This window comes from Marinobacter lipolyticus SM19 (assembly GCF_000397065.2).
GTDB classification, from domain to species: domain Bacteria; phylum Pseudomonadota; class Gammaproteobacteria; order Pseudomonadales; family Oleiphilaceae; genus Marinobacter; species Marinobacter lipolyticus.
Genome location: NZ_KE007306.1, coordinates 254,633 through 267,937 on the forward strand (window position 1 = coordinate 254,633; position 13,305 = coordinate 267,937).

General features: G+C 48.2%; 10 protein-coding genes. 1 reads left to right on the forward strand and 9 read right to left on the reverse strand.

The annotated features are described in order from the left end of the window. Positions 1–3 precede the first annotated feature (3 nt). Positions 4–744 (forward strand): sulfotransferase domain-containing protein, encoded by a 741-nt coding sequence (locus tag MARLIPOL_RS01180; RefSeq protein ID WP_012136219.1) that lies wholly within the window; start codon positions 4–6, stop codon positions 742–744. Here MARLIPOL_RS01180 and MARLIPOL_RS01185 read toward each other — a convergent pair. The 9 genes from MARLIPOL_RS01185 to MARLIPOL_RS01225 all read right to left on the reverse strand — a co-directional run bounded on the left by MARLIPOL_RS01185 (position 741) and on the right by MARLIPOL_RS01225 (position 13,226). Next, positions 741–2,060, reverse strand: coding sequence for a hypothetical protein (locus MARLIPOL_RS01185; protein WP_222102445.1), 1,320 nt, complete (start codon positions 2,058–2,060; stop codon positions 741–743). The genes MARLIPOL_RS01180 and MARLIPOL_RS01185 overlap by 4 nt on opposite strands. Before the next feature lie 34 nt (positions 2,061–2,094). Next, positions 2,095–3,801, reverse strand: coding sequence for a hypothetical protein (locus MARLIPOL_RS01190; RefSeq protein WP_012136221.1), 1,707 nt, complete (start codon positions 3,799–3,801; stop codon positions 2,095–2,097). 91 nt (positions 3,802–3,892) lie between these two features. Beyond that, on the reverse strand, positions 3,893–4,846 hold the full coding sequence (locus MARLIPOL_RS01195; RefSeq protein ID WP_012136222.1) for a hypothetical protein: 954 nt from the start codon (positions 4,844–4,846) through the stop codon (positions 3,893–3,895). Between the two features lie 17 nt (positions 4,847–4,863). Continuing rightward, positions 4,864–7,743 (reverse strand): glycosyltransferase, encoded by a 2,880-nt coding sequence (locus tag MARLIPOL_RS01200; RefSeq protein ID WP_012136223.1) that lies wholly within the window; start codon positions 7,741–7,743, stop codon positions 4,864–4,866. 56 nt (positions 7,744–7,799) lie between these two features. Next, positions 7,800–8,696 (reverse strand): glycosyltransferase family 2 protein, encoded by an 897-nt coding sequence (locus tag MARLIPOL_RS01205; protein ID WP_012136224.1) that lies wholly within the window; start codon positions 8,694–8,696, stop codon positions 7,800–7,802. 76 nt (positions 8,697–8,772) lie between these two features. Further along, positions 8,773–9,333, reverse strand: coding sequence for a dTDP-4-dehydrorhamnose 3,5-epimerase (rfbC, locus tag MARLIPOL_RS01210; RefSeq protein WP_036190254.1), 561 nt, complete (start codon positions 9,331–9,333; stop codon positions 8,773–8,775). A 10-nt stretch (positions 9,334–9,343) separates the two neighbouring features. Next, a complete protein-coding gene (gene rfbD / locus MARLIPOL_RS01215; RefSeq protein ID WP_012136226.1) occupies positions 9,344–10,237 on the reverse strand; it encodes a dTDP-4-dehydrorhamnose reductase in 894 nt (297 codons plus the stop codon). A gap of 144 nt (positions 10,238–10,381) precedes the next feature. After that, on the reverse strand, positions 10,382–11,236 hold the full coding sequence (locus MARLIPOL_RS01220; protein ID WP_012136227.1) for a glycosyltransferase family protein: 855 nt from the start codon (positions 11,234–11,236) through the stop codon (positions 10,382–10,384). A gap of 7 nt (positions 11,237–11,243) precedes the next feature. After that, a complete protein-coding gene (locus MARLIPOL_RS01225) occupies positions 11,244–13,226 on the reverse strand; it encodes a polysaccharide biosynthesis protein (RefSeq protein ID WP_012136228.1) in 1,983 nt (660 codons plus the stop codon). Between the last annotated feature and the right edge of the window lie 79 nt (positions 13,227–13,305).

Here is a 13,305-nt window from a genome sequence, read left to right on the forward strand (position 1 = left end):
TGTATGTTAGTTAATTTCCTCGTGGCGGGCACACAGAAAGGTGGCACGTCTGCCCTTGATGCGTATTTGCGGGAGCATCCCCAAATCTGCATGGCGGACAAGAAAGAGGTACATTTTTTTGACAATGAAGCCGCGTTCGCCAATGGCTCACCTGATTACAACCGCTATCACGCCGCCTTCAATCCAACCAAAGAACATAAGATGATAGGAGAATCCACCCCTATCTACATGTACTGGGATGCTGCTCCCCAGCGTATCTGGGAATACAACCCTGAAATGAAAATCATCGTGAGCCTGCGAAACCCGATCGAGAGAGCCTACTCACACTGGAACATGCAAGCATCTCGGAAAAAGGACACTCTTCCTTTTAGAACAGCAATCCTCAAAGAAAAGGAGCGCTTTCGAGAGACGCTGCCGAATCAAAATCGACTGTACTCGTACACTGACCGAGGATTCTATTCCTATCAATTAAAACGACTGTGGCGCTATTTTTCACAGGAAAACACCCTGATACTTCGACACGACGAGCTTAAAACCAAACCTAATAAAATGTTAAGGAAAGTAACCGACTTCCTTGGCCTGGATCCACTTCAGCCTATCCACCCGAGAGAGGTGCATCAAATTCCTTATGATCGCGAGATGGATTCAGTCGACAAGAAATTTCTTCTCGAAATTTACGATAACGAAATTTCAGAAATCGAGCGCTTATTAAGCTGGGATTGCTCCGACTGGAGAAGCATCTAATTATCGCTGTCCATTACGTTCTTTAACTTTTTATACTGGTCCAACTTTCCCAGTATAAAAGCGCCCTCTGGTCTTAAATAGGCTGCGCGCTCCATCATACTCTGCGCACCCTGCAGGTCACCTTGGTTTTCAAGAAGTATGGCTATCTCTTTGTACAAATCTGTTAGCCGGCTCGAATCTACCTCTCCATAGGCTTTTCTGAACATAACATCAGGAGTAAAGCATTTAATAGCCTTTTTATAGGTAGATTCTTTTATCGAGCCCCTCGAAAATTCTCTATTGAAAAACTCCTTGAACGTATCCTTTATAAAAAACGAAGATTGTATATAAGCAGCTTCCAGTTCAGCAAACTTTACATCAGAATCCAGATTATAGTTCAACTTTTTAACACTGCGATCAGAAACATTAGACAATTTCAGATTAAAAGTTTTAGATAACCACTCCGATTCCTCTTTAAAGTGCTTCCCCAGGACGGCTCGTTTCTCGTTACCAATATCGAAAGTCTTTCCAGTGAGTCGCAACAAAGGTCGAAAATCTTCTTCATACCTTTTAGGATTCAGCTTCCCTTCCAAATACAACGGAACCTGCTCGTTCACGAAGGAAATCATCTCAATGGCTAACTGACTTCCGCTCGAGTTAGCTTTCAGATAGTCTATCGAACCCAAACCTACTTTTGGGAAGCCAATGTCAGAAAGAAAGTGCCCAACAATACCATAATCACTCTTTACCGCTTCAGAGAAACTAAATACACGAAGTTCATCAACATCTGAAACCTCTAAGAACTTTCCAAGTCGCTCTCTAAACACACCTTTACCAGAATTCTCCAAATTCGCATATATATCATCAAGAATCTCGCCACCTTTCACTCTTTGTTGAATTGAGCTAACACACCAATCAACTGGATCCCTCACATACGCCACTAAAACTACGTTATGGCAAGCCTTATCTTTTATATAGCGGACTAAACTCTCAACACCTCTCTTCCTTAAGATTGAAATATCTTCCCCGGAGAGAACTAGATTTTTTAATCCAGATCTATTGAAGTCGGCTAACATCTCGTCAATTACTGCATAAGCATTAGACTTTGCCGTCGCGGCGTCCACTCCCCTTTTTATATTAACATGATAAGAACCGAGATCTTCTCCGAAAGCGTTGAACATCACCACTGAATGGTTTGAAGCAGTGTTAGGAGGATAATAGAAATTATTCGATGCCAAAAGACCTCTGTTAGAGAACAACGTCCTCTGAACACTCGATGTTGCAGTCTTGTGAAGACCAATATGTATATAACAAGTTTTATCTTTTGAAGCTACCATCTAAACACCAATGTATTACGTTGATAAATTCAATTCAATGACACAAATCCTTGGACTCCAGAACGATTGAAGACATCAACCGGATGGCATCGTCAAACCTCTCCATTTCAAAAGACCTGACAATTGCAAAATATAACGCTGCAACTCTATAGTGGCGAAAGTCAAAATTACCAATTTCTTCACGAATGGATGTCAAACTAGGTAAGCAACACTCAAGTTCTTCAACGTCATCAACTGGCCAACCCGCACCCACCGGCAGTAACTTCCACTTGCCCCAATGCAAAACACAATGCCCAGAATCTTCATAAAATTCCATAAGCGCTTGACTGAAAACACCGGGATTCACATACATCGGCAACTTCGAAATCACATCACATATATCCCCGTGGATCTCAAAAAAATCATTTATAACAGATAGATCCGAGTCCCTCGACAGCAACTTTATATGGTCTAATTCCCTACGCCCCAGCCTTTCCCAAATCATACCCCGTGAAGCTTTGTACTGCTCTACAAGCAAGCTATCCGGGCGAAATTTAATGCAAGAAATCAACAACTGCTTTTCCAGAACCTTTGGTCTAACATAAGGTTTTTCGCCGACAACCCCTTCCTCAAATAAGTGACAGTGGCAACCGTCGACAACCTGTGTTGCAATCAACTTTGGTGCAGGAAGTCCGTCTTTTGTATCTACAGAATACAACAAACTCGCCTCATGAAGCGCCAGCGATTTCTGCTTCCTGCCAAAAATTTTAAGAGCAAATGACCTCCCTCCTTCGCTGAAAGCCCTGAACAAATAAATATTCAAAACTCCAGATTGTTTCCATGAAATGCTATTCCGTTGAACTTTTACACCAGCATGTTCATATACAAAGTCGCTAACTAGAGCATAAGGATCATTCTTTGCCAACATACCCCAGACGCCAATTCTCGATTTCTGCGGGTAGTCTAAAGTACTACTTTTCTCGAAGAACGAAGCCTCCACCTTTCCTCTATTCTCCTCATGAAACAATGTCAAAATTAAGAAAGAGGAAAGCTGAGCCATTACCTGTCGAGTTAAAATTAAACAGGCAAGGGTCACTAGAAAATTTGGAGAGAGAAAGTACAGGCTATCAATAACAATAAAAAAGAAAACAAGCACGAAGCCAACTGTCGAGAGAAGAGATATTATGCTGGAATACTCTGTCACAACACCTTCACTGACACCTGGCTTACCTTTCCACCCGTATCTAAAAATCAAAAAGCATGAAAAAAGGAACCCAATAATCACAAAAAATATATCTGGATAAATTATTAAGAATAGACAAAAAGACAGCAGTACAAAAAGAGCATTCGACAATGCTTCTACATATTTCTTATAAGCACTTCTAGAAAAGCTGTCTTGATCCTCAAATGATGTCAGCTTATTATTATAATCAACAACCTTATCCGCACCATAAACAGACGCGTTTACTACTCTTTTGTCAGAGAATATTTTTAACGCATAGAAAACGACAGTTACCAGACTTAAACCCAGAACTAATCGTTCTTTCCCTAATTCCTGAATGCTCAACGGGAGAAAGCCGGGCAACTCTGGAGAAGACAGTAAGAGAATAATCTTAAGAGGAAGAAGAAACGAAACTAACATCAGTGCCTGAGCTGCAAAAGACATTAGAATGCCATAGAGCGTGGCTATCGGCGCAATTCTAAAAAAAATCCTCCCGAGGCGAATATAGAGCACCAGACCGTTTCTAATTTTATCTAACATGCCATACCACACCTACAGAACATAACATCTCCAAGCTCTGCTTTTTCTTTAGCCTATCACGGCATCTACCTGATCACTGTCAAACGATCACCTAGGCAAAGTATTTTGCAATAACACCTTCAATTGATGGATTGGCCATTTCGCTAATTTTTTCAACACGATTACTTACATTTCCGCGAAGAAAGTACTCTGGATCAACCGAATATATTTTTGCCAACTCTTCATTTAAAGCACTTTGTTTAGTGAACTCTTTTATACAAGAAGGAGGAATAGGAAACGCTCTTTTTACCAAGAGTTCCGGCACCTTTTTTCGAACACTATCCACAATCCTTTGATAGTTCTCCCTGCGCAGCTCTGGTTGAATACCAACATTAAGCAATCGAACAAATTCCATTAAATCAATCGACGGCGTAACGTTCTCCCTATTAACTGGCACAGATACCTTGGGCAGTATATCCTCTTGATCGATCGCCTTAAAAAACCGGTCAATTAATTCGCCTTTCGCATCATCGTAGTCAATAACTCGAACTTCAGCTCCGGCATCACGCCAACACTGATACCTACGATAGTAATCATACCTTTGCTGCCTGAGCGTCAAATTAATAAAAGCCTCAAAGTCTTGAGTCCCCCCCCACTTCAAATGCTCAATATATAGGGACTGGCAATAATCCAGCTGATTTCTTAAGCAAATAATAACAATTAATCTTCGACCAGCAAAACATTGACGAAGCCTAGAAGTATTTTCTACACTTACATTAAAATCGAAATGTTCACTACTCAGAAGAAGTCGGCTATTTTGATTATTCTCTACTTCTTTTTTCAAGCTCAGCAAAGCTTGCTTTTCAGTCGCCTCACATATATATCCTGACTTATACTTAAAATCCAGTGCCTTAGCAAGCCAATAGTGATGCCCCGACTCAGTTCCCGACCGAACCCAGTGCATACCAGATTTTTTCAGTAGACGTCTATTTTTCTCGATTGCGCTCTGAAGGAACGTTGATCCCGTTTTCTCTATCCCCACATGGATATAAACTTCATTAGACATCGACTACTCCCAAAACTTTATTGACCCTGGATACGACGCTTGGCGTCTTCATAAGCAGAGTTCAAATCTTTCATTCGTGAATACAGATCCTCAGGTCGTGCTGGAGTCTTATAGAGAGACGTAGTTTTAGGCACATATTCAAAGCCAGCGTTTTGAGTAATCCTGTTCCAAAACACCCAATCCTCCAAGTGATCCATATCCTCGTCGAAACCACCATACTCTTCAAAAAGGGCTCTCTTAAAAAGAACAGATTGGATAGGGAGGTAATTGTATTCCTCAAGTATTTCCTTATCGAACTCTTGAAAAAAAAGTGGCAACGTATTATGTGAGTGCTCCGTATAATGTCCCTTATTCTTATCCTTATACACAACGGGGACATCCCAAGCTAAGCTATACGCACCATCTGAAAGGTTACAAGAAATACCTTGGTACAAAATTTCTATGTGATCAGGAAAAATTAAATCATCATCATCCAGGAGGACCACGTATTCTCCGCGAGCCGCCTTCATACCCTGATTACCCGCGAAAGATCGCCCTTTCTTTTCACAGGCAATATGGCGTGCGAAATAGCCATCACCTGCTTCTGCATTGATTTCACTGACAAATTCTGCGGCCGAATCGCCACCGTCCTCGACAATAATGTGTTCAATCCTTGGGTAGGTCTGATTAATCACAGATGCAACACACTGTTTTAACAGCGCTTTACGTCCTTTAACTGTACGAGTCACAACGGATATAAGGGGACACTCATCGCCCGCGGAGATCGGCTGACTTCTGTGGAAAGCACCATCCCTTACCAGATCATAATCAAACCCCCGGAAAGGAAAAGCCTCATTATCTACCGCTCGCTTGCGACTCAACAGGTAAGGAACAGCATCTTTAATCATACCTGGCAGTGCAGACCGGACAGCTTCTTTACTGCCTTCAAAACCTGCCCCTCGGAATGCCAGAGCGCCTACTTGAGCAAACCCACCGATAATGTCCCCGATACGGCCGTATCTCAATCGGAGCATAAGGTTTGCCCTTACACTTCCAATGAATTGTACGGGTTTTATCTCACCTGCCTCTGAATACGTGTGATGAGAAACAACGGCCGACGGCACATACCTCAAGATGCCACCGCTCCGACGAATCCGGTAAGAGTATTCTACATCCTCGCCATACATGAAAATACGAGAATCATAACCACCAACTCGTCGATACCCCTCAACTGAGAGCAATACGCAAGCATGAGACGACCAGTTAACTCGCAGTGTTACCGGATCGACAAACTTAGGATGCTCATAAGGGACCTGCCTCAACTCCCACGAATCCACCTTTGGCTCTGCCACAGCATGGGCCACCACTATCGTGAGTGCGTCTCTGTGAAATTCCAGATCAATATTCGAAACCAGAACATGATCCGTGTCCGCCTTCTGCAAGACCCAATCGTGACCACATCCAAAACCAAGATTTGGGCGACGATCCACGGTGAAGCTGGCAAAGCGATCACCGTAATGCTGCCTGGCATCACACAACAGTTCGTAAGTGTTGTCCGTAGAAGAGTTATCGACGAAGTATAACTTCACCTTATCCAGAGGGTAATCTTGGGCCAATAGGCTGGAGAGGAAACGATCCAACCAGATTCCATTATTATAAGTAACGACACTAATTGTCAGAAACGGCCACTCGGCAATCTGATTGTGCTTCCCTCTCCTGATGGAATCCAATGGGACTTCACTACGCTCACTCACTCGCTTGTTTAAAGCATGAATGTTTTGTCTTGAGTATGCAGGTTTCAGTTCCTTGCTGTTTAGTTTTCTGACAATCCAAGATTTGGACCAGAAAACAAACATGCGGAAAATGCCAATGAAGCGCGAGATCAACCTCCTCCCACTGCGGAACGGTGCCGTGATCTTCCATGATTTCGAGCCGTACAAGTTAACGATTTGCTCCCTACTATCGTCCAACTCTTTCTCATAACTCCGAAGTTGACGTTTGCACTCCGACACTTTGGTTTTCTCAGCCTCGAGATCTTCAGTAGCTTTAACCGCCTCGCCTTTTAACTGTTGAATATCAGTCTGAAGCTGACTTTCAAATCTCACAAACTCAGCCCGCTCATCCTCAAAATCTTCACGGATACGATCGATAAAGCTAAACTCGCGAACCAATTCATCATAAACCGGCGTGAATTTTTCCAATTCACGACAAGCTTCACCCCGAATAGCGTTGTAGAGCTCGCGACATAGCATGGCCAATCGACCACTGCCCTTCTCCCCTGAAATAGATCCTCGAACAGAATGTCTTAAAGTTTTATCCAGCCCATCGGCAGAAAACTGAGGCTGTCCGAGAAACAATCCAAGTTTTCCAAGTTCGCTTTCACTATCATCCAACAAATCATCATAATCGATAACATGAAAGTCGATCCCGGAGTCAACGAGCGCCCGCAATGCCTCATAGTTATATACATACCAAAGCACCAAAGCCTGGGATTGAGCCATTGAATTCCGGCGCTCCAGTGACTTGGCAACCCCAAAGGGCTGGCGTACAACAAAAACGGCTTTAGGAGAATCCAGCACTTCACCCCAGACATTCAGGAAACGACAAAGTCTAGGGTCCTTGAAAGCAATGCGCTCTCCGTACTCACCTTGAAACTTGTCCAACCATTCTCTGAGCTTGGATTGATCGACGACATCGGGCCGGACTGGAGCTATATTCATCCAGCCGTGCTCACTACCAAGGAACTCGTCGTGCATTGCTACCAGCTCACGGTCTTCCCAAAATCCCTTAGGATTGTCTGGGGCAGCGGCAATCAAGTTGCTACCAAATTCGTAACCACTGTTATGGATAGCGCTACACACGGCACTGGTACCTGACCGGTGCATGCCAACTACAAGAACAATGTTTGGTTCTTTCACGTTGTTGATTCCTGAAAATCCTGTTAGGACCTATCGTCACCGCGACGTACACTAACTCAGAGCTTGTTAAACAAGGCCGCAATATACAGTGAGACAGTACCCAATCTAGTTTGTCGATACAGACCGGCTCTCCGGATAAAGGCTAAACGCCCAACCCATCCCTTTTGACCCAAAGCTGCCATTTCATCACAAAGGCGACAGTTTTCCTCTGTCAACAAAGCTCTGGTCTGGCTCAAAGCTTTAAGATTGACTCGATTCCATTGTCGATGCCTGTCAGCCATTAACATTAGGCCCCGCTTAACCCGGTCAACCCAGCCACCGCCAGAACCGATAAGATTCCGACCGTGTTGACGGTACCCGATCTTAGAATTCGAATCATAGATGACCGTACCTCCCGCTCCCGTAATCAGGAGATAAATCCACCAGTCATGACACACAACCTCAGATTGGTTCGCAGCAATCAGCATATCCCGTGCACTGCGATTGAGAACCATAGTATTGCCACCAGCAATACTCTGAATCAAAGCATTCCTGAAAGAAGGTTGCTTTGAAAACAGGGGCGAGTATCCGATATCGTTACCTGACTCGTCGATCAGGCGCGTTCGCGAGCAATATACCGCAGGTTTTTCATCAGGAACGCTGCTCAGGGCGTCAATGGCGACGGCCACTTTGTCTTTCTCCCAGACATCGTCTTGGTCAGACAAGGCAAAATACTCCGCATCAATGGCGGGATTCATCAACTGACTCATAAAATTAGCCACAAATCCCTTACCGGGCCCCCTTAGAACCCTCATATTCCTGGGGCGGAAATACACCTGGAAGTCACGGAGAATTTCTTGTGTGCCCGAATCCCCCCCGTCATCCGAAACCCATAGCTCAATATTCGGATACGATTGCCGATCAATAGAATCAAGCTGGGCGGGAAGAAATGAGTCTCCGTAATAGGTGCACATAAGTACTGCCACCCGAGGAAGACCAGTTTCAGAATTCTGACGATCAGGCCCCGTCTCCAATCGCCTTGGAGCCGGACTACTCAAAGAGATCCCCCGCAGCCTTCAGTTCTGCCAGGGTGGGTGCGGCCTGATCTTTGCCAGACAACTGAAAGTCACCAGCCTCGGGCCACTCTATCCCTACCTCCGGGTCATCCCAACGCAGACCCCGCTCATGGTCAGGTGACCAATAGGCATCCACCTTGTACTGCACCTCAGCCACATCGCTCGTGACCAGGAAGGCATGCCCGAACCCGGCAGGCACCCATAGCTGCCGTTTGTTCTCAGCACTCAGCACCACACCGGTCCACCGACCAAACGTTGGAGAACTCTCGCGCAGGTCCACCGCTACATCAAACACTTCCCCTACACTCGCCCGCACCAACTTGCCCTGGGCTGCCTCTCCGGTCTGGAAATGGATACCACGCAGTACCCCCTTCGCCGAGCGAGAATGGTTATCCTGTACGAAAGTCACCTCACGGCCTACAGCATCAGCAAACTTGCGGTGATTAAAGCTTTCCGAAAACCAGCCCCGATCATCACCAAAGACCGGGGGTTCAATCACTAGTACGCCTTCAAGGGGAGTTGTCACTACGTTCATTGCGAAGCCTTTAGTTATTTCTGAATTCAACCCAGTCCCGCAGTGTCAACTGCAGGGCATAACGCCAATCAGGCAATTCCAGCCCCAGCGCCTGCTCAACGCGGGTCACGCTCAGGCGTGAATTCAATGGTCGGGGTGCGGGTGCCGGGTATTCCGCCGTGGGAATCGGGCTGACCTGGTCTGCGGACATATTCAATGGTACGCCGAGGTCTCCAGCGCCACTGATAATCGCCCGGGAAAAATCACACCAGGTGGTTTCACCACGACATGTCAGGTGGTACACGCCCGCAAGGGCTTTGGCGTTCCCCAGCTTTTCCCGCAGGGCAATGGCAGTGACTTCCGCGATCATCCAGGCCGGAGTGGGCGTGCCCCACTGATCGGACACCACGCTTAACTGGTCCCGCTCACTGGCCAGCTTGAGCATGGTCAGCATAAAGTTGCGGCCCCGGGCACCGTACACCCACGATGTCCTGAAGATGATGGCACCTATACCCGCAGCCAATACCGCCTCATCACCCGCCAGCTTGGTTTTGCCATAAACCGACAGGGGGCCGGTGGGCGCGTCTTCCTGCCAGGGCTGGTCACCGCTGCCGTCATACACATAGTCTGTCGAGTAGTGAACCAGCAGGGCACCATTTTCTTTTGCCCAGGTAGCCAACTGGGCCGGCAGCTGTGCGTTCAGGGCCTGGGCCGTATCCGGATGCGACTCGGCCTGATCCACCGCAGTATACGCAGCAGCGTTGACAATACAGCGAGGCTGGTACTTATCCAGCAACGCTGCGACCTCCTCTGCATTGGCCAGGTCACCATCCGCTCTGGTCAGACCTTTGACGGCCCCCAGGGGCGCCAATGTTTTGAGCAACGCATAACCCACTTGCCCATCACTACCGGTAACCAGAATCATGGAGCGGATGCCTCCTTACCAAAAGCTGAATTTGCTGACTGTTTAACTGAATGAAGAGATAGCAGTATTTGAGTGGCGGGATTATCCCAGATCACCGGCCCAATGTCACAAGCCGGCCTGACAGCAACACCCTGTTTCTGGTGCCTATACCCGCCAAATTCGCCAGCCGTGGCGGGAAAAGAATGTCCAGGCAGAGCGAACAAACCAGCGACGATGCTGCCAGCTCTTTTGACCGGTGCCTCCTCCGGCATGAAGAATGCGAACGGAAGGATCGTAGACGTGGGTCCAACCCTGCTTAACGCCTCTCAGCGCTACATCAAAGTCCTCGAAGTACATGAAGTAGCCCTCATCAAAGCCATTGAGGGTTTGCCAGTAGTCATAGCGCGCTAACAGAAAACAGCCACTACAAATCTCAACACCTTTGACGATTCTACCAAGGGACGTATCACGGTACTCATAACGTTCATTAAGGTGTCGGAAAGCAGCCAGTCGCATCAACGGCGTTAATAAACGCGCTGTAAGGACCGCAAGGGAGGGATAACGTTTATGGCCAGGCGTATCTTTCTGGCCGGCGGGATCAAGAATGCGTGAGCAGACCAGCCCCGATCGAGGATTACTCCGAATGTGCGCCAGAGCGATCGCAATCGCTTCTGGCTCAGGCCACACATCCGGATTGAGAACCAGAATGGCGGTATCCGCCGGAACCAGGTTCTTATCCGCAAAAACGTGGTTTCTCAGAACAAGATTATTGGTGCCACCGTACCCGAGGTTTGGCTGTTGTGGCAGAAGTCTGTATGGCCAGGAAAATGCGCCTTGAATCAGGGGCTTGCATTCACCTTCGTTCAGGTCAACGGGGCCATTATGGGATAGCCATAACTCAGCGGAAGCCAGCTCACCCCGGGCATCCGCAACGTCCAGACTGGAAGACAACGCTCGCAGGCACGAAAGCAGTACGTCCGGCTCCCAATCATAGACAACAACGGAAATGATCAGTTTCATCACAGCATCAGGAGGTGAGCCTGTGGATGACAGCCCCACCCTTCTGCCCAGAGAGATCGCGGCCATTCTCGTGAGTAACTTCGGAGGTTCTCCGGCACCAGATCAGGTCTTCCAATTCATGGTTTGGCTGGTAGCCCGTCGGCGCTTCCAGCATGAGCTCTACCAGGCGCCCACAATCAAACTGGTCTGCGGCACGCCTCATCTGCTCCAACATCAGTTCCAGTCTGGGCCATTCAAGGGAGGATTCACGCGCCATCATAATACGCGGGTGAGCCGTTCCCTGGGGGTCATTACCGATCAGCAACTCTTCATAGAGCTTCTCACCCGGCCTCAGGCCGGTGTATCGGATGCTGATATCGCCTGAACCATCCTCTTCTTTAAACTCTGTCTGGCCCATCAGGTGGATCATCTTTCTGGCAAGATCCGCAATTTTCACCGGCTCACCCATGTCCAATACGAATACTTCGCCGCCCTGCCCCATTGCTCCGGCTTGCAGCACCAGCTGGCCGGCCTCGGGAATGGTCATGAAATAGCGAATGATATCCGGATGGGTCACGGTCACCGGGCCACCATCGCGGATCTGGTCTCGAAACAGCGGTACCACTGAGCCGGAAGAGCCCAGCACATTGCCAAAGCGAACCATGCTGAAGCAGGTTGCGGACTGGTCAGCGCTCAACCCTTGCAGAACCAGCTCAGCCAGCCGCTTACTGGCGCCCATGACATTCGTCGGGCGTACGGCCTTGTCTGTCGACACCAAAACGTAACGTTCAACACCAGCAGCAATGGCTGCCTGGGCACTGTGCAGCGTGCCAAACACGTTATTGTGAATACCCTCAATCAGATTGTGCTCGACCAATGGCACGTGCTTGTAGGCTGCGGCATGGTAAACAATCTGGACGCCCAGGGTTTTCATAATGGCTTCACAACGTCGGCGATCCGTTACCGACCCCAGCAGCGCGTGGATATCAACCCCCAGATCGTCGATCGCATTGACAGAGCTCAGCTCACGCTCAATGGAGTACAGCCCGTATTCAGACATATCCAGAAGCACCAACGCTTTGGGACGATGGCTCAGAATCTGGCGGCACAACTCGGAGCCAATGGAACCACCAGCACCGGTCACCATAACCACCTTACCGGACAGACACTCCTCTACCAGCTTGCGGCGTGGCGGAACAGGTGCCCGCCCAAGCAGATCCTCAATATCCAGGTCACGGATATCGTTGATACGCGCCTTACCGGTGACAAGCTCGGAAACGGAGGGCACGGTCTGAACGGCCACGGATAACTTTTCCAGTCGTTCAATAAGATTCTTGCGCCGCGGGGCACTGGAATCCTCAAGTGCCAACAACACGCGGCTGGCACCGTGATTCTTTACGGCCTTTTCAACGTGCTTCAGGCTGTATACCGGCAACCCGTTAATCAGGGACCGATGCTTGGCGTCGTCCGTGGAAATGAAAGCGACCGGACGGCACTCTATGCCCTGCCCCAGCGCAGAGGCCAATTGCATGCCACGGGGCCCCGCCCCGACGATAATCACGAACTCTTTGAGCTTCTTGCCCGGGTGTTGAATCAGCGCACGGACACCAAAGCGGGTACCTGCCACAAGGATGAACGCCAGGGCGCCATAGATCACTGGTACTGAGCGGGGAACCATCGCCTGGAAGAGAAACCCGAAGATCATGAGTGCCACGGCGGAAACCGCCACACCACTGATAATCATGAACAGGGCGCGTTCGCTGATATAACGGATAACGGCCCGGTATAACCCTATCCGCACAAACACGGCAAGCGTTATCAGAATGGTGCCGCCAAAAACCCAGAGCTGGCGTGAATCCGGTGCCCACTGCAGATTTTCAAACCGGAGTGCAAAGGAAACCCAAAGGGCAAGCCCGAGAAACACTGTATCGGCTGCCACGGAAATAACCCGCTTGTAAAAGCGGGGCAAATCCAGAAAGGTTTGCAGCGTGCGATTTCGTGTAACGTCCATTTAATTGGTCACAATGTGAGTGTGAAAAGTGGTGCCCGTCCCATGACATAGCCCATACTCCTGAGACCGGGCACGATCA